Raw genomic sequence first — 17,839 nt, forward strand, 5'->3', positions numbered from 1 at the left:
AGACCCCATGTTACGTTTAAGCGCACAACAACTGGATCAAAAAATGGCCTTTATGCGCGACTATTTGCAGGCGCAAAATGCCGCCGATGGCTCGAAAATGGATGCCAACGCCAATGTCACACAAAAGAATATTGCCACCCTAGAAGCGGAGCTGATGAAAGATTTCTTCGTACAGGTGAACCGCCGCCAGGTCAGCGATATGATTGCTGAGCTCTTTGGCGCTGCGCTTGCTGCCGAGTATGTGCGGCAAATTGAGCAGCATGAAATTTATGTACACGATGAAACCAGCCTCAAGCCCTACTGTGTATCGGTGACCATGTACCCGTTCTTGCGTGATGGCTTGACCAAACTCGGTGGTGAATCGCTGGCGCCCAAACACATTGAAAGCTTCTGCGGTACCTTTGTGAACTTCGTTTTTGCGGTGAGCTCGCAGTTTGCAGGCGCTGTGGCAACGGTAGAATTTCTCACTTATTTTGACTATTTCGCCCGCAAAGATTACGGCGATGATTATCTCACCACCCACCGCCACCAAATTGCTAATCACCTCCAACATGTGGTGTATGCGCTCAATCAACCCGCTGCGGCACGTGGTTATCAAAGCGTGTTTTGGAATATTTCGGTGTACGACCAGCACTACTTTGACAGTATGTTTGGCAGCTTTGTGTTCCCAGACTTTAGCAAGCCGAGCTGGAAATCTGTCGAAGCACTGCAAGCGTTCTTCTTGGACTGGTTTAACCAGGAGCGGAAAAAAACCGTGCTGACCTTTCCGGTAGTGACCGTGGCGATGCTCACCGAACACGGGCGTTGCAAAGATCAGCAGTTTGCCCAGCACATGGCGCAGGAGCTGGCGCAGGGCAATAGCTTTTTTGTGTATTTGTCGGACAATGCCGACAGCTTAGCCTCATGCTGCCGTTTGCGTAGTGAAATTAGTGACAATACGTTCTCGTATACCTTAGGTGCGGGTGGGGTGGCTACTGGTTCCATCAACGTGATCACCCTCAATATGAACCGGCTGGTGCAAGATGGCCGCGACCTCGCCACCGAAGTGGGTAAGATCCATCAGTATCAAGTGGCTTATCGTAAACTGATGGAGCGTTACTTAGCGGCGGGTTTGCTGACCGTGTACGATGCTGGCTTTATCAGCTTGGACAAGCAGTTTCTCACCATTGGTATCAACGGCATGGTTGAGGCGGCTGAGTCGCAAGGTCTCAAAGCAGGTAATAATGCCGATTATATTGCCTTTGTGCAGCGTCATTTGAAGGTGATTTTTGATGCCAATAAGGCGGCTAAACAGCAGTACGGCTATCTATTCAATACCGAGTTTGTACCGGCTGAAAATCTGGGCGTGAAAAACGCCAAGTGGGATCGTGATGATGGTTATTTTGTGCCGCGCGATTGCTACAACTCGTATTTTTATGCGGTGGAAGGTGAGCAAGCCAATACTCTGGATAAATTTATCTTACACGGGCGGCAGTTGATTGATTACTTAGACGGTGGCTCGGCCTTACATCTCAATCTTGAAGAAAAACTCAGTACCGTAGGCTATTTGAATATGCTTAACGTGGCGGCGACCACCGGCTGTAATTATTTCTGCGTGAATGTGAAGATCACCATTTGTAACGACTGTGAGCACATTGATAAACGCACCTTGCCGTATTGCTCAAGTTGTGGGTCGGAAGATATTGATTATGGTACGCGGGTGATTGGCTACTTGAAGCGAGTATCGGCTTTTAGTGCGGGCCGGCGCCAAGAGCACCAAGCCCGCCACTATCATCGCCAACAGGCGGCGTCACACCACTTTGGAGTAGCGCGGCGCAGTGACCGCATCGTCAAGGTACGCATCGAAACAGGCACAGATACTGCGCACCCATAAACGTCCCAGCGTGGTCACCGTGATGTGCGAGTCACTCACGGTGACCAAACCGTCGTCAACAAAGGGCTGTAACTTGCGGTAGGCATCAGCAAAATAGGTGGCAAAATCAACGTTGGCTGAAGTAAGTGCCCACTTTGCTGAAAACGCCTGAATATCAAGCTCAAAGTGACAAATCAGTTGTGAAATTAAAGCGGCTCGCAAACGGTCATCGGCACATAAACGGAAGCCCTTCACCAGCGGTAATTGGCCGGCATCAATCGCGCTATAGTAGTCGGCAATATCTTTGGCATTCTGCCATAGCACCCCGTCTACTTGGCTGATTGATGAGGCACCAATACCAATGAGGCAGTCTTGCCCAGCGGTGGTATAGCCCTGAAAGTTACGCTGCAAACGGCCTTGTTGTTGGGCTTGCGCCAGCGCATCATCAGGCTTAGCAAAATGGTCCATGCCAATAAATTGATAACCGGCATCGGTGAACTTGCGGATACCGAGTTGCAGCAGCTCTAATTTAAGTGGCGCGTTCGGTAGCCACTCATCTTTGATTTTGCGTTGCCCCGGAAAACGTGACGGCAGGTGCGCATAACTAAACAACGACACGCGGTCCGGGTTCAACGCAATGACTTGGTCGATAGACGAGGTGAAAGTGCTGACTTGTTGATAGGGCAAGCCGTAAATCAAATCTAAGTTGACCGAAGCAAAACCAAGCTCGCGGCTGACTTCTACATGGCGACGAATTAAGTCAGCATCTTGCACTCGGTTGATGGCAATTTGCACTTTTTCGTCGAAATCTTGTACGCCATAACTGACCCGATTAAAGCCTAAGGCGCGTAAATGCCGCAGTTTAGTCTCACTGCAACTACGCGGATCAATCTCAATACTCATTTCGGCATCTGCGCTAATACTGAAGTGCTGGTGCAGCAGTTCCATCAAGCGCGACAGCTGTGCTTCCGTTAAAAACGTTGGTGTACCGCCGCCCATGTGTACTTGGTTTAAGCTGCGTGTACCGAGCATGGTTTGGTACATGGCCATTTCTTTGGCGAGATAGTCGAGGTAGGTATCGGCTTTGTGCTGATGGCGGGTGATCACCTTATTGCAGCCACAGTAAAAGCACAGCTTGTGACAGAACGGCAGATGGATATACAGGCTCAATTGCGGTTTGGCAGTCGCTAAAGTTGCTGCAACCTGAGCCAGCGCAAAATCATCGCGCAACGACAACGCCGTTGGGTACGAGGTATAGCGTGGCCCATTGATGTTGTATTTGTCGATTAACTCTTGGCTCCAGCTTACCGCGCTCATGATGATGTCCTACTTCAGTGATTTCAATGACCGCTAGTTTAGCTGATGTAGCGCAAATTTCTGATACTCATGAAGAGTTACAAGCTTGATCCCGATCAAGGAATAGGCCGTTGGCTGGTGCGTTGCAACCAAGTTAACAATGGCGCTGGAAGGCGTTCTGCCAACGGCACCGTATCGAGCAGATTCTTCAGCTGTAGAGCAATTTCGGTATCGCCAGTGATCAGTAATTTACGCTGAAAGAACAAGGTGTCGGGGTCCACCTGTTGCAGCATCATCGCCAGCATAGATGCGCTGTCGGAACGCATTCGCGCTACCGCATGTTGCGCTGCGAGGCTAACGTGCAGGCGGCGGTTATATGGCCGATAGCCAACATAGAACGTGAGTGGGTAATCACTGACGTCGATCTGCACCCAATGCTGTTGTAGAAAGGCAAAGGCATCACGCCGGCGCTCGGCGCGCAGCACATAATTGAGCGGCTGTTCAATACCACTCGCCAGCACCGCCGATGGCAGCCAGCGCAAACCCTGTTGTACCACCTTTTGTATATTCATTGGTTACCCCGTATGACCCACCCGCCTAAATTGACAGTCATTATAATGGACACTCGAGGCAGCAAATCTTTGCGTACATCAACAAACAGCACGAAAAGGACCCAAAGCATGGAATTATTGTGTCCAGCAGGCAGTATGCCGGCGCTGCATGCGGCTATTGAACACGGTGCCGATGCCGTATACGTGGGGCTAAAAGACCAGACTAATGCCCGTCATTTTGCTGGTTTAAACTTTACCCCGGCTGAGCTTGCTGAGGCGGTGCGCTATGTGCATCAACGGCAGCGAAAAATTCATGTGGCGATCAATACGTTTGCTCATGCCGACAGCTGGCAGTACTGGCAACGAGCAGTCGACCAAGCGCTGCGCGCTGGTGTGGATGTGATCATTGCCGCCGACATGGCGGTGCTGGGCTACGTGCATGAGCGCTACCCCCAAGTGGAACTGCACTTATCGGTGCAGGCGTCGGCCACTAATGCCGCTGCCATTGAGTTTTATCAGCAATTTGGCATCAAGCGTGTGGTGTTGCCGCGGGTGCTGTCGATGAACCAAGTGCGCGCGTTGGCACGCACCAGTAGCGTTGACCTTGAGGTGTTTGCCTTTGGCAGCCTGTGCATTATGGCCGAGGGGCGCTGTTATTTAAGCTCCTATTTGACTGGCGAGTCACCCAATACCGCGGGCGCCTGTTCACCGGCCGCTTATGTGCGTTGGGACGAACAAGACGGGCAACTGGAATCACGCCTCAATGGGCTGTTAATTGACCGGTTTGCAGCGGGCGAAACCGCCGGCTACCCGACCTTATGCAAAGGCCGTTTTCAGGTAGGTCATGATACCTATCATGTGCTGGAGGAGCCGACCAGCCTCAATACCTTGAGTCTATTGCCAGAACTCTACCGCGAGGGCATTGCCTCGCTGAAAATTGAAGGCCGCCAGCGCAGCCCCGCTTATGTCGCCCAGTTGACCAAGGTATGGCGTCAAGCCATTGATGCGGTGCTGAGCAACCCAACAGAATTTACCGTGGCGGAGCACTGGAATCAGGTATTAGCGGGTCTTTCCGAAGGTAGCCAGACCACTCTGGGTGCCTACCACCGAGCATGGAAGTAAGACGATGCAGTTTAGTTTAGGTGCAATTCAATATTTCTGGCCCAAAGCGCACGTGCAGGCATTTTATCGGCGTGCGGCAGAGTCCAATGTGGATATCGTTTACTTGGGTGAAACGGTGTGCAGTAAGCGCCGCGAACTTAGTCTCGTGGATTACTTGCAGATTGCACACCAGTTACGCGAGGCGGGTAAGCAAGTTTGTTTGTCCACCATGACCTTGTTAGAGGCGCCTTCCGAGTTACGGGAGCTGCGCAAATATTGTGACAATGGTGAGTTTATGGTGGAAGCCAACGATGTTGCCGCTGCACAGTTTCTGCGCGAGCAACAGCTACCATTTATCGCTGGTGCCGCCATCAATATTTATAATCAACATAGTTTGCGGCGCATGATCAGTATGGGCTTGAAGCGTTGGGTCATGCCGGTGGAGTTGTCGCGGCACTGGTTACAGCAGCTGTTAGCTCAGCCGCTGATTGCCGATATTCGCGATTGCTTCGAGGTGGAGGTATTTAGTTTTGGGCACCTACCGCTGGCGTGGTCGGGTCGCTGTTTTACCGCGCGCTCTGAGAATCGCCACAAAGACCAATGCCAGTTATGTTGCATCAATTATCCCGATGGTCGGCCAGTTAGCAATCAAGAAGGCGAGCCAATGTTTGTGCTCAACGGCATTCAAACGCAATCGGGACAACGCTATAACTTGGTCAATCAGCTACACAGCATGCATGGCTTAGTGGACATTGTGCGCCTTAGCCCGCAATCTGCGCTCTATAGCGACCAGCAAGATACTTTTGCCTGGCTGGAAAAATTCCGTGCTAATCAGCTTGGCGCTGCACCACAACCCTTGGCGAGTAGCGATAGTAACGGCTATTGGTTGCAACTCGCCGGATTCAAACAGGAGCTTGGCTAAATGATTCAAATTACTGATTTAAAAGTAGAACAACAGCTGTGGCCGTTGCTGCGTCAGGCATTTCGGCCCATGTTCCTACTCGGTGCCGGGTTTAGCGCCTTTGCCATGGCGCTGTGGTTGCTGATTTTAGCTGGCATGGCGAGCCCTCCGGTATATGGTCATGCGTTATTCTGGCATAGCCACGAAATGCTATTTGGTTTTGTTGCTGCCATTGTGGTGGGGTTCTTACTTACCGCGGTGCAAAACTGGACCGGTTTGCGTGCCACTCACGGTAACAGCTTAGCCATTTTGACCGTGCTATGGCTGGCCGGGCGGCTGGTACTGATGATTGGCGAGGCATTGCCAGCCTGGTTGGTGATTACTGTCGACCTAGCCTTTTTGCCAGTGGCCGCGTTGCTGTTAGCGCTACCGCTGATTAAAGTAGCTCAGCAGCGCAACCTGTTTTTTGTGCCGGTACTGCTCCTGCTAACACTGTGCAACGCCTTAATGCATTATGGGCTGCAAACCTTACGCTTTGATTTACAGCTGATCGGCAGCCAAAGCGCGGTGTGGCTGGTGACCTTGTTGATGGCAATTGTAGGTGGTCGAGTGATTCCGATGTTTACCGCCAATGGCACTCTAACGCCCAAGGCTGAGCCGATCATTTGGCTGGACCGTTTGGCATTGGGCTCGCTGTGGCTGATTATGCTGTTGGCTCTAACTGGTTATGACGGTCATCTGCCGCGCCAAGCAATGGCTGCATTATCACTCTTCTGCGCGGCCTTATTGGCGATCCGCTGCGGCCGCTGGAAGATTTGGCGCACCTGGCGGGTACCATTGTTATGGTCGCTGCATTTAGCCTATTGGTTTATTCCCATTGGTCTGCTGTTGTTCGGCTTGCGCTATTTAGACTTGCCGGTGAGCAATAGCACCGCCTTGCATGCGCTCACGGCTGGCGCCATGGGCAGCATGATTCTGAGCATGATTGCGCGGGTATCTTTGGGTCACAGCGGCCGACCGTTGCAGCCGCATCCGATCATGTCCGTCGCATTTATCGTGGTGCTATCAGCGGCCTTATTGCGGGTGGTGCTGGCGGCGCTGTGGCCGCAGTGGTTACTGTATTGGTATCTGCTCGCTGGCGCATTGTGGGTACTGGCGTTTGTGACTTATGTGTTGGTGTATTGGTCGGTGCTGACCACGCCACGCGCTGACGGGCGACCCGGTTAATCGTTGCTAGTTGCGGCAGGAATCTGTTCCGGCCGCAGCCATAGCCACAGCAAAATCGTGGCCATAATGCCGATCACCGTGAACTTTAACCACAGTGCAATTGGGCTAAAACTCAAGATCACCCAACTACCCGCCATCATCAGCGTGGTGATCACTTTGGGTGTGCGACGCACTACGCCATGGTCACGCCATTGCTGAATTTGCGGACCATAGGTTGGGTGCGCTAGCAGTTTTTGTTCCAACACCGGCCAGCCTTTGCCACCGGCCCATGCGGCCACCAACAAAAACGGCACCGTGGGCATCACCGGAAGAGCAATGCCAATCAGTGCTAGCAGCAGAAAGATGATCGCCACGGTGCGCCAAACGACAATGCGCAGCAACTCAGTCATGGATATCCTTGGTTATTTCAAGCCAAGCCGTAGTGCCAGCTTGTGCAGATTACTTGGGTCGATATCCAGTATACGGGCAGCTTGTGTCCATTTGAAGTCACTCTGCTGCAGCGCCTGCTGAATCAACTGCCGCTGCACCGCATTCACCCCATCCTTCAAACTGCTAAGGGGCAGGCACTTAACACCATCACTGCTAAGGGGCAGGCACTTAACATCGGCAGTTTCAACACCACCCGGCAAATCGAGCAATTGTGCGGCAATACTGACAATATCCTCACGCCGGCCATGCTGGCTCAGCGCTTTGATCGCCGCACGACTAATGGTGTGTTCCAGCTCCCGCACGTTGCCGGGCCAGGCATAGAGGGTCATGGCGTATTCAGCTTCCGGGCTTAAACGCAGCGCACGCACGCCCAAGCGAGCACGGTTGAGCTCTAAAAAATGCCCGGCTAACAACGGAATGTCATCGCGGCGTTTGCGCAACGGCGGGATCATCAGCGGGTACACCGACAACCGATGGTACAAGTCAGCGCGAAAATCACCGTTCTTCACCTGTTGGGCTAAATCGCGGTTGGTGGCGGCAACAATTCGCACATCAACGCGATGGCCACGGTCGCTACCAAGCCGCTGAATTTCGCCGTTTTGTAGCACTCGTAGCAGTTTTGCCTGAATCGCCAGGGGGAGCTCGCCCACTTCATCGAGGAAAATGGTACCGCCATCGGCGCTATCGAAGCGCCCCGCACGCTCGGCGGTGGCGCCAGAAAAGGCTCCGCGAGTATGACCAAACAACTCACTCTCAGCCAGGCTTTCTGGCAACGCGGCGCAGTTCACATACACCATTGGCTTATCAGCGCGCAGCGATTGGCGATGGAGTTGGCGCGCGAATAGCTCTTTACCAACCCCAGTTTCACCGAGTAACAGCACCGGGAGGTCAGATTGTGCCACCACGCTGAGTTCTTCCAGCACGCTCTGCAATGCGCCACTGTTGCCAATAATTTCGTAGCTGCTGGTTGGCGTATTCGAGAGTTCGTAGTCACCTTCGCGGCGGTTATTACGCAGCGCGCGTACGCTTTGCTCCAGTTGCCCCATGCGGATCGCTGCTTCAACCAGCAAACTAGCGCGCTGTACCGCTTGCCGGGAATGCTCAGTAAAGGTGCCGGGTGTCAACGCATCGAGCGTCAGAACACCCCAACATTTGCCCTCGATATACAAGGCAATGCCCATGCAATCGTGCACCGCCAACTGGTGGTCGGTGCTATCAGCAATTAAGCCATCGTAGGGGTCAGGTAGGCTGCTATCGGGCTCAAAACGCACTGCTTCACGACTCGCCAATAAGGCCGCTAGCCGCGGGTGTTGGGCGCTATTAAAGCGTCGTCCACTGGCCTCGCGCACTAGCCCAGTGCTAGCGATGGGGCGTAGCATGCCCTGCTCGCATTTCAGCAATACCACCGCGCCACAAGCAAAGCTTTGCTTGAGCGTCGCCACTACTTTTTGTAGTCGTACCACGGCCGGTAAATCGGTGACTAAATCAGCCACTAAGGTTTCTAATAAGGTTGCATCAGACATGGTAAAAAGCACCCATTTAAGCGGGATTCACCCAGCTAACAATGGGTGTAATTTACCATCACAGGCAAAACTTCTATATAAATCAAAGTGGGTAGATCTGGCATTGAAATTGCAGAACTTATGGGTACTTCATCGTCCACATAACGAGGTTCTTATGCAAACTGCAACGCTACAACACTGGGCTAATCAACCAACTAACGTGCTGATTGAACACATTTTAACGGCCTACCATGACAAGCATCGCGAACAGCTGCCGGAGTTGATTCAGTTAGCTGGTAAAATTGAATCAGTACACAGCGATCACGTCGATTGCCCAGTCGGCTTGACGGAGCATTTAACCGAAATGTTTCAAGAGCTTGAAAGTCACATGATGAAAGAGGAGCAAATCCTGTTTCCGATGCTAGCTGGTGGCCTATTTCCGAAAGCGCCCATAGCGGTGATGTTAGAAGAGCATGAGCACCATGAGCAGATGCTCGAACGCTTAAACTTTATCACCCAACGCCTCAAAGCACCGTACGATGCCTGTGGCAGTTGGATCATTTTATACGATGGATTACGTCAATTTATCAGCGAGTTACAGCAACACATTGACCTAGAAAACAGTGTATTGTTTCAGCCCAAAGAAGCACCGAAGCATGGCAACGGCGGTCATTGTTGCGGCGGCTGTCAGTGACCAGCAAGGTCGCGTAGGCGCTCAAACGAGGTAATTTCCACCAGTTTGTTCTGCACGTCGATGGCGCCATCGGCTTGCAGGGCAGACAGAATGCGGCTAATGGTCTCGACCGATAAACCCAGATAATTACCGATATCGGCGCGAGTCATGGTTAGCCGAAACGACTTACCGGATAGACCGCGGTCGGCGAAACGCTGTGACAAGGTGAGCAAAAAATGCGCCAAGCGCTGCTGCGCTGAACGATTGTTCAAGTTGCCGAGCAGTTGCTTGCTGGCGAATATTTCAGTACTCATCAACTTCATCATTTGCTTGCGCAAAGCCGGCATCTGTACCGCCAGTTCATCTAGTGAGTGCAGCGGAATTTCGCACAACATAGTGGTTTCCAGTGCCTGCGAGAAGCTACGATGCTTGCCGTCTGCCAAGGCATCAAATCCCACTAGGTCGCCCGGCAGGTGAAAATCAATGATTTGTTCCACGCCATTGTCGTCCAGCGTGTATGACTTCAATGAACCACTGCGTACCGCGTATAAGAACTTCAACGGCGCCCCGGCAGCGGTCAGCACATCGCGTTTATGCAACGGCTTGTGGCGCTGAATAATGGTATCGAGCCGGGCCATGCTGTCGGCATCCAGCGGCTGCGCCAAACACAATGCACTCATGCTGCAATCTTGACAATGAATGTGCGAGCTCAAATTTGCCATGCCAGTTCCTTGATACCTATCAATACAATGTCACTTAGTATAGCGCTGCAGCGCGGTAAATAAACCTTCTCTAAAGAGGTAGGTAGCTCGTTTGCGAAATGTTATTGGCGTTAAGGTTTCCGCGGCTGTTGTGCCAACCAGCGGTCCAGTTGATTGGCGAAATTCATGCGGTCACGCTGCGATAACGGCGGCGGACCGCCGCTTTGCACCCCACTGGCACGCATGGTGTCGAGAAAGTCGCGTACGTTCAAGCGTGGGCCGATGTTGTCCTTCGTGAGTAGCTCGCCGCGCGGGCTCAGGGCTAAACCACCTTTGCCGATGACTTCTGCCGCTAATGGAATATCACTGGTGATGACCAAGTCGCCAGCGCTGCACAGCCGCACAATTTCGTTGTCGGCGATGTCGAATCCGGCCGCAACCTGCAATGCCCGAATGTGCGGAGATGGCGGTACTTTTAACGGCTGATTGGCGACCAGCACCAGCGCAATAGCTCGGCGTTCAGCGGCGCGATACAAAATATCTTTAATCACGATGGGGCAGGCATCGGCATCAACCCAAATGGTCATGGAGTCATCCTCACAAGGCGTTATACCTGCTATCCTAGCACTTGTTTTATTTTTTTATTGGTCCAATATGTGGCTAGTCAAGCCGCAGGATATATCCAGCGGCTTTTTTACATGATTTGCTCGCACTCAGTGAGTACCTGGAGGACAGTCATGGCAGATTTACCTGAGATCATTTTGTCAGAACTTGATGTTGCCCGTATTGAGACGTTGATAGAGCGTATGCGTGGTAGCAAAGATGATTATCGCAAACTTGAGGCTGAACTTGCGCGTGGTCGTATTGTGGCACCGCAAGCCATTCCAGCCAATGTGGTGACGATGAATTCGCGGGTACAATTCAAGATTCAACAGAGCGGCAAAGTGTTTGAAAAAACCTTGGTGTATCCGAAAGACTTAAGTACCAGTAGCGATACGATTTCAATCTTAGCGCCAATAGGCAGTTCGCTACTAGGCTTGCAAATTGGTCAACACATTGAATGGCCAATGCCCGGTGGTTCGGTCACGGTAGAGATCGTTGATATACCCTATCAGCCGGAACGCTCAGGTGATTTCGCAGCATGATTGAACGCTACGATTGGTTACTGTTTGACGCCGACGATACACTGTTCCATTTTGATGGCTCGTTAGGGCTCGAGGCGCTGTTTAACAGCTTTGATGCTGTATTTACGCCGGATGACTTCAAGCAGTTTCAAACCTTGAACAAGCCGTTGTGGGATCAGTACGCGCAGGGACTAGTGACGGCCGACGAAGTGCAGATCAGGCGCTTTGTGCCACTAGCGCAACGCTTTGGCGTGACTGCCGAGCAGCTCAATAGCGACTTTATTGATGCCATGGCCGAACTGTGTGAACCGCTACCTGGCGCACTGAATTTGGTGCATGCATTGAGTGAGCGTGTGCAACTGGGCATCATCACCAACGGTTTTACCGAGCTACAAGACCGGCGCATGCGTCGAGTGGGTTTTGATCGGCACTTCGATTTGCTAGTGATTTCTGAGCAAGTGGGCGTGGCTAAGCCGCATTTGGATATTTTTGAGCATGCCTTTGCGCGCATGAACAATCCGGCGCGTGAGCGTATTTTGATGGTGGGTGACAACCTGCACACTGATGTGGCGGGTGGTCGCAATGCCGGCATCGATACCTGTTGGCTGAATCATCATGGCAAGGCGGCACCGGCCGAGTTGCAGCCAACCTATGAGGTTAGCAATTTGCTGCAGCTGCATCAGTTGCTACTGGGTGCGGCATAGCATGGCGCGGCTGCTACAGGGCTTGGTCACACTGCTGCTCGCGCCGCTGTTGATGTACCAAGGCAAGCGGGTGCGTCGAGTGACGCCACGGTTACCTGAAGCACCGGGTGAGCGCCAGGGTCAAGCCGGCAGCGGCCCGCCTTTGCGGTTGCTGATTTTGGGCGATTCGGCCGCGGCTGGCGTTGGAATCGCGTCGCAACAGCAGGCCTTGAGCGGCTGTTTAGCGGCGGCATTGGCACCGCATGCAGAGGTGCACTGGCAGTTGCTGGCGCAGTCGAGCTTAACCACCGCCGCTATCACCAAGCTACTCGATGGCTTACCTGAGCAAGCGTTCGATACGGTGTTAGTATCGTGCGGCGTCAATGATGTGACGCGCAGTACCAAACCCGCTGATTTCGCTGCGCATATACGGCAGTTGCAGCAGCGGTTATTGCAGCACTATAACGCCCGCGTAGTGATTTACACGGCGCTACCACCGATGCATAAATTTCCTGCTCTGCCGCAGCCGTTGCGCTGGTTTCTTGGTGGCAAAGCACGGCGACTAGACGGTGTGTTGCAGCGTGTTGTAGCCCAGCAGCCACATGCACGCTTGTTAACCTTAGAGCTGCCCTTTAGTCGTGACTACATGGCGAGTGATGGCTTTCATCCGTCGGCTAAAGCCACGCCGTTGTGGGCTGGCGCGGCCGCAGAAATCATTCAACGCGAGTTACTGACGCATGTCGACACCAACTAAAGAACCGACCAATTGGCGCGGTCTAGCCCGCAGCGCAACGATTTATTTGCTACTGATGCTGGTGGTGCTGGTAGCAGTGGATTGGTGGCGCAGTCGCGCTATCCCGGAAGGTCAATTGCCACAGGTACCGCTCTATACTCTGACTGGCGAAGCCATTGATCTGCATGCGTTAAGCGCCGATAAGCCGTTGGTCGTGTATTTTTGGGCCAGCTGGTGCCCAGTCTGCCCGAGTGTGTCGCCGTCTATCGATTGGCTCGACGGCACCCTGCCGGTGGTCACGGTGGCGCTGCGCTCCGGCAGCGATGAACAGCTCAGCCGCTACATGCAGCAAAAAGGTTATGGTTTCACCACCATTCACGACAGCACCGGCCAGCTCGCTCAGCAGTGGGGCGTGGGCATTACCCCCGCTGTCGCCATCGTCAAAAATGGCGAAATAGTGGCCTTTACCGCTGGCTTTACCGCACCGCCGGGTATCTTGGTGAGGTATTACATGGCGTCTCTATTGCATTAAAAAGTAGTTGGCGCTCGGTGATGGAATAGCGGATACTAGCGACATATTATAAGAATAAAAAAACGTCAGATGGGAGGTTATCATTCGTTACCCTATAGCGAGATAACCATGTTTGATAGTATTTCAAATCCAAGTAATGTCGGCAGTGTGCGTTTTCCAGGCAAACAAATTTTAGTTGCCGATGATAATCCTGTGTTCCAAATTTTGATGAAGCAATTAGCGGCTGATGCGGGCATGCGCTCGTTAGTGCTGAGCAATGGCAGGCAGCTGATGCGTGCTATCGCGGTAAAACAGTATGATGCGGTGATACTGGACCTCGATATGCCAGTATTAGACGGAGTCGCGACCATTGAAGCCATCCGCCGTGCTGAACAGCACAGTAACGCAGAGCGCATTCCCATCCTCATTACCTCGATTAGTCGAGCGAGCGACTTACCCGAGCATATCAAGCCCATGATTGATGGTTATTTGCAAAAACCAATTTCCAGAGGGCTGTTGATGGCGAGTTTAGAGACAATCTTTATGATGAATCTGTGTGTCGACAATAAAGTTTGCACGTAAGATGCCGATATTACCGTTAAAGTTTGCACGTAAAATTATTACTGAGAGATGCGCTTTCAAGTTCTCCGCTGGATGAATGCAAGGCAGGCTGTAATGAGGCTTTGGAAGACTCAGAGGTCAATAACTTTTTTCGTAACCTGGTGCGACTAATAGCTTACAAGGCAGATATGCTTGGTTTACTACTTTGATTTTACTCCATTTCACTTCAACTTGGCCGTTAAAAAAATCTAAAAACGCAGACCAATCATTTTTAAAAACATGTTCGAGGGCAGTCTTGCAGTTTCGTACTTTGGCATGAAGCGCAAATCTTTGAAAATCTGAGAGCTCAATGTCATGAGTGAACGAGTCCATTATTATCATAACCTCCGCATGCAAATTGATACATAAATCGAGTATCAATTTATCTAGGCTTGCATCTACAAAGAAAGGAATATGACGTCTATCTCCCGAATATTTGAACTTGCCTAGCGTTGGTTTTTTGTCTTCTATACTCCAAAGAAGATTCCCACATTTTTTGCAGTTGCCAGTTATAAGTGAATCGAATAGAGTTTTCTTTACAAGCAATTCGTCGCAGTGCTTGCAATATGGAACTCGTAATGGCTCATGATGTATATCGCACTGCTTCATATCTCTTAGCCAACTCAACCTTATCCAAGGAAATCCGTGGGTTTCAGTTTGTTCAACAAAGCATGCAGCACAGTACCTAAGCTCTGATTTCACTTTTGTTTTTAACGTATCATTACTAAACCTTTCAGCCCAGTAACGAGTCGAATATATCGTTTTAGGTTCGTGGGAGAATAATCCTTTTAAATAAGTCATAAAATCGTTTAATGAAAACTCATCTATGCAGTAACCCAAAGTAGAATTATTTATTAATAAATTAAGTATCTGGTTGCCACTCAATTTTGCGAAGATATTTTGATTCCGTATGTAAAATGGAATAGTGAAGGCCGACCGGCCACTAATAAAGTTATTATCTGGTGACTCAATAGAATTTAATCTTCTGAGACGATATTCATACCACCCCAAAAACTCGTCCTTTTGTGGTTGCGGGACGTAGTCTAATTCTTGACAATAAGTCTCAGCAATTTCCCCAATTACATTATTAAAACTTAATAATTTACGAATAATTATTACCTTATCATCGCATATGATTATTCTGGCCCGAAAAGCGAGAGTTCGAGTGCTTCTTTATTGCATTAACTTGTTTATGAAAACTGAGGCAAATCTTTACTGGCAATCGTTTCGTACTTGCAATAAGTTTGCGTCAAGTGCATTGCCATCGCAAATCAATATCGGCGAGATGCAAACTAGCAGCTACTCAATGAATAAAGGCTTGTTTTTCAGAGATGCATACTTATAGAGGTTTTATCAGCCTTGAAATTTATTTCTATGTTAATAGTGTTATTAGGGCGCTGGCATATAATTAAGCTATTAGTAATTTGGCACCGATAGGTTTACTAAGAGTAGGTCCATAAATCATTACTTCAGCTCCTCGCTTTTTCTGTTGGGCCGTATAACTTAAAACGTATTCATCTTTTCTATACTGCTCATAGATACTTTTGATCTCAGGAACATTGTCGTAAGAGACAAGCCAAGGTTTCTTAAATGTATCTAGTCGCTCTCTTATTGAGACGTGGTCATCGTGTTCATAAAAGTTTCGGTATAAACCAGATCCTTTAACGTAGTACGGTGGGTCTAAATAGACTAGAGATTTTTCGGGGAGTATACAGTCCAAGTTATTCAGGAAATCGATGGCATCCAAGTTACTGACTCGGATACGATTTCTGAAATTAGCTATCTTCAAAATACGTTGAACTAACTCTTTTTTGTTGTATCGCACATTAAGTTTCCAATCTCCGGCTTGCTCTTTTCCTCCAATTACACCGGCTTTAAGTATACCTGAGCGATTGGTTCTGTTTAGAAAAAAAGTAGCGAAACCTAATTCAAGTGCGCTTACCTCATTAGAGTTTGCATTGATTATCGTTTTAGCTTTATACCAGTTTTCCATGGTTACTGGCGTATCATAGATTAAACGCACTAACTCTTCTGGTTGATCAATTATCGTTTTCCAAAAGGAATAAACGGCTGGGTCAATGTCGTTGATGTGAATGATAGATGCATATTCGAGAAATAGTAGCTCGAATGCAACGCCTGCTCCTCCAGCGTAAGGTTCTGCGTAGTGACCATCGCATAGCTCGTTGGCTTCAAATAGCTCTTTTAGGTAATGTGCGAATTTGCCTTTACCTCCTGGGTAACGGAGGGGGGTGTAAAAAGATCGGTTACTCATGTTTATGCGCTTTATTAAGATATAATGAGTGATTAGAACATAAGTAAAAATGAATGGTCATAGCCTCGACTAACTCCAGAGAGCTACAAGAAGAGGCTTATAATCATTTGCAATACTATTCAATTCAGAGGGCCTTGGTGTACTTCTCGTGTTATGTACCCATAGATGTAACTGGTCGATCGATGCTCTTCCAATTGCACCTGTTTTCGACCTCTGGCCTATAACGCCTCGTAAGCCCCGTGCCTGCATGGCTGTAAGATTTGAGGAGTCCTTTAAATGCTGAACTACGGCTAACGTTTTAATTTGTAAACTATCCTCTTCCGTGACATGCTTTTTATTATCAGCTTGTGTCATTTGCCTGAGGTATCCCCAGAAATTTTGTAGTTAAAATAAAAATTTAGGTGATTAGGGAACATTCATGGCGGTTCCCGATCTGATCATTCGCCAAAAATCCCACACCGCGGATGCTCGCCATGAATGTTAAAACTATGCTCGCTGATTTCCTCCGATTTGTCACCCCAAAAACCATGCATAAAGCCAGATTTTCTGTCTTGTTAGATGCGGTTACTGCTCTTGCTAAAGACGCTCGTTGCACCGTTACAGCAATTGGTCGCGCTATGCCAGGGCCCTCAGACAAAATCAGCATCAAGCGAGCCGACAGATTACTCAATAATGCCAATCTGCAACGAGAGCTACCATTGATTTATGCCGCGTTGACTGCTTCTGTTGTAACCCCCCATTCCCATCCAACGATTTTAGTCGATTGGAGTAATGCGGATACCGCCAAGCGTCACTTTATTTTACGAGCGAGTATTGCTGCGGACGGCAGAGCATTAACGTTGTTGCAAAAAATCGCTGCTGAAGAAGAGTACACCAGCCCCCGTTTGCATCAGGCATTCTTAGAACAACTTAAAGCTATGTTACCAGAAGGCTGCAAGCCAATTATCGTGACAGACGCCGGATTTAAAGTGCCTTGGTTAAAACAAGTACGCGAATTCGGCTGGCATTATGTCGCCAGAGTCAGAGGGAATGTGAAGCTGAAAGTGGCAGAGCAGGAAGAGTTTATCACTGTTAACCAATTTTATCGTAAGGCCAAAGCCAAGCCCAAGCATGTCGGCAACATCTTACTCACCCAATCTCAGAGCTATGAAACACAAGCTGTTTTGGTTGGAAAAGGTTACAAGTTATTGAAAAGAGATAAAAACAGGCAATACAAAGAGCCTTGGCTATTAGTTTCCTCTTTACCAGAAAGTCATGGATATGCCGAGAAAATTGCCAAATGCTATAGCTGCCGAATGCAGATAGAAGAAAGCTTCCGGGATCAAAAAAGTTACCGTTACGGGTTAGGTAGCGATCTACATGGTACTCGCAAGAAATCACGCTTGGAGATCTTACTGCTCTTGGCAGCCCTGGCTAACTGGTTTCATTACCTGCTTGGCAGTGCGGGTGAGAAGGCTGGCTTACAACGACGTTATCAGGCTAATACCGTTAAGCATAGACGAGTGCTCGCTCTTTGTTCCCTTGGGATACTGCTCTGTAAAGAGCAAAAGCTTAATATAAGTAGGCGATATTATCAGCAAGGGCTAAAGCAAATTTTGCAGTGGATAGCTCAGTGGTGCTGGACACCGGACGATCTGATAGAGTGTGGATAATATGGGGGAGCAATTTGTGGGGATCCCTCAG

At 49.9% G+C, this 17,839-nt stretch carries 19 protein-coding genes; 11 read left to right on the forward strand and 8 right to left on the reverse strand.

The features are described from left to right. Positions 1-7: 7 nt before the first annotated feature. Complete coding sequence (gene nrdD, locus EFO84_RS00670) at positions 8-1,873, forward strand: anaerobic ribonucleoside-triphosphate reductase (protein ID WP_127346138.1); 1,866 nt, start codon at positions 8-10, stop codon at positions 1,871-1,873. On the opposite strand, the gene hemN is transcribed toward nrdD, so the two are convergent. Together hemN and ubiT are read right to left on the reverse strand one after the other, a co-directional pair. Further along, the gene (gene hemN / locus EFO84_RS00675) at positions 1,790-3,169 is read right to left on the reverse strand and encodes an oxygen-independent coproporphyrinogen III oxidase (RefSeq protein WP_127346139.1); all 1,380 of its coding nucleotides are present in this window, start codon (positions 3,167-3,169) and stop codon (positions 1,790-1,792) included. The two genes, nrdD and hemN, sit on opposite strands and share 84 nt — an antisense overlap. A 95-nt stretch (positions 3,170-3,264) precedes the next feature. Then, positions 3,265-3,720 (reverse strand): ubiquinone anaerobic biosynthesis accessory factor UbiT, encoded by a 456-nt coding sequence (gene ubiT, locus EFO84_RS00680; RefSeq protein ID WP_127346140.1) that lies wholly within the window; start codon positions 3,718-3,720, stop codon positions 3,265-3,267. Positions 3,721-3,828: 108 nt separating this feature from the next. Between ubiT and ubiU the strand changes: the two genes are divergently transcribed. The 3 genes from ubiU to EFO84_RS00695 are packed head-to-tail and all read left to right on the forward strand — an operon-like array spanning position 3,829 to position 6,928. After that, positions 3,829-4,821 carry a ubiquinone anaerobic biosynthesis protein UbiU gene (gene ubiU / locus EFO84_RS00685; RefSeq protein ID WP_127346141.1) on the forward strand — a complete coding sequence of 331 codons (993 nt, stop codon included), beginning with the start codon at positions 3,829-3,831 and terminating at the stop codon, positions 4,819-4,821. A 4-nt stretch (positions 4,822-4,825) separates the two neighbouring features. Continuing rightward, on the forward strand, positions 4,826-5,722 hold the full coding sequence (locus EFO84_RS00690; protein WP_127346142.1) for a U32 family peptidase: 897 nt from the start codon (positions 4,826-4,828) through the stop codon (positions 5,720-5,722). Next, entirely contained in the window at positions 5,723-6,928 is a 1,206-nt protein-coding gene (locus EFO84_RS00695) for an NnrS family protein (protein ID WP_205701913.1), read from the forward strand. Here EFO84_RS00695 and EFO84_RS00700 read toward each other — a convergent pair. Both EFO84_RS00700 and norR read right to left on the reverse strand, forming a co-directional pair. After that, complete coding sequence (locus EFO84_RS00700; RefSeq protein ID WP_127346143.1) at positions 6,925-7,317, reverse strand: YbaN family protein; 393 nt, start codon at positions 7,315-7,317, stop codon at positions 6,925-6,927. The two genes, EFO84_RS00695 and EFO84_RS00700, sit on opposite strands and share 4 nt — an antisense overlap. A 12-nt stretch (positions 7,318-7,329) precedes the next feature. Then, complete coding sequence (norR, locus tag EFO84_RS00705; RefSeq protein ID WP_127346144.1) at positions 7,330-8,880, reverse strand: nitric oxide reductase transcriptional regulator NorR; 1,551 nt, start codon at positions 8,878-8,880, stop codon at positions 7,330-7,332. Positions 8,881-9,034: 154 nt separating this feature from the next. Between norR and EFO84_RS00710 the strand changes: the two genes are divergently transcribed. After that, the gene (locus tag EFO84_RS00710) at positions 9,035-9,553 is read left to right on the forward strand and encodes a hemerythrin domain-containing protein (protein ID WP_127346145.1); all 519 of its coding nucleotides are present in this window, start codon (positions 9,035-9,037) and stop codon (positions 9,551-9,553) included. Here the strand turns inward: EFO84_RS00710 and fnr are convergent. Next, positions 9,547-10,254: a fumarate/nitrate reduction transcriptional regulator Fnr gene (gene fnr / locus EFO84_RS00715; protein WP_127346146.1), complete on the reverse strand. Its 708-nt coding sequence runs from the start codon at positions 10,252-10,254 to the stop codon at positions 9,547-9,549. The two genes, EFO84_RS00710 and fnr, sit on opposite strands and share 7 nt — an antisense overlap. A gap of 110 nt (positions 10,255-10,364) precedes the next feature. Then, positions 10,365-10,820 (reverse strand): YaiI/YqxD family protein, encoded by a 456-nt coding sequence (locus EFO84_RS00720; protein ID WP_127346147.1) that lies wholly within the window; start codon positions 10,818-10,820, stop codon positions 10,365-10,367. 150 nt (positions 10,821-10,970) lie between these two features. On the opposite strand from EFO84_RS00720, the gene rnk reads away from it, so the two are divergent. The 5 genes from rnk (at position 10,971) to EFO84_RS00745 (ending at position 13,866) form a co-directional block, all read left to right on the forward strand. Then, on the forward strand, positions 10,971-11,378 hold the full coding sequence (gene rnk / locus EFO84_RS00725; RefSeq protein ID WP_127346148.1) for a nucleoside diphosphate kinase regulator: 408 nt from the start codon (positions 10,971-10,973) through the stop codon (positions 11,376-11,378). Beyond that, complete coding sequence (yjjG, locus tag EFO84_RS00730) at positions 11,375-12,061, forward strand: pyrimidine 5'-nucleotidase (protein ID WP_127346149.1); 687 nt, start codon at positions 11,375-11,377, stop codon at positions 12,059-12,061. Before rnk ends, yjjG begins: the two co-directional genes overlap by 4 nt. Position 12,062: 1 nt before the next feature. Next, the gene (locus EFO84_RS00735) at positions 12,063-12,794 is read left to right on the forward strand and encodes an SGNH/GDSL hydrolase family protein (RefSeq protein WP_127346150.1); all 732 of its coding nucleotides are present in this window, start codon (positions 12,063-12,065) and stop codon (positions 12,792-12,794) included. Further along, entirely contained in the window at positions 12,778-13,305 is a 528-nt protein-coding gene (locus EFO84_RS00740) for a protein disulfide oxidoreductase (RefSeq protein ID WP_127346151.1), read from the forward strand. Before EFO84_RS00735 ends, EFO84_RS00740 begins: the two co-directional genes overlap by 17 nt. A 108-nt stretch (positions 13,306-13,413) precedes the next feature. Further along, positions 13,414-13,866 carry a response regulator gene (locus EFO84_RS00745; protein WP_164742341.1) on the forward strand — a complete coding sequence of 151 codons (453 nt, stop codon included), beginning with the start codon at positions 13,414-13,416 and terminating at the stop codon, positions 13,864-13,866. Positions 13,867-13,983: 117 nt separating this feature from the next. On the opposite strand, the gene EFO84_RS00750 is transcribed toward EFO84_RS00745, so the two are convergent. Further along, on the reverse strand, positions 13,984-14,895 hold the full coding sequence (locus EFO84_RS00750; RefSeq protein ID WP_164742342.1) for a hypothetical protein: 912 nt from the start codon (positions 14,893-14,895) through the stop codon (positions 13,984-13,986). 397 nt (positions 14,896-15,292) lie between these two features. Continuing rightward, a complete protein-coding gene (locus EFO84_RS00755; protein ID WP_127346154.1) occupies positions 15,293-16,156 on the reverse strand; it encodes a DNA adenine methylase in 864 nt (287 codons plus the stop codon). 464 nt (positions 16,157-16,620) lie between these two features. Here EFO84_RS00755 and EFO84_RS00760 point away from each other — a divergent pair, with 464 nt between their 5' ends. After that, positions 16,621-17,808, forward strand: a complete 1,188-nt coding sequence (locus tag EFO84_RS00760; protein ID WP_127346155.1) for an IS4 family transposase — start codon at positions 16,621-16,623, stop codon at positions 17,806-17,808. Positions 17,809-17,839 lie beyond the last annotated feature (31 nt).

Origin of the sequence: Pseudidiomarina mangrovi, from assembly GCF_003999375.1 — a bacterium.
GTDB classification, from domain to species: Bacteria; Pseudomonadota; Gammaproteobacteria; order Enterobacterales; family Alteromonadaceae; genus Pseudidiomarina; species Pseudidiomarina mangrovi.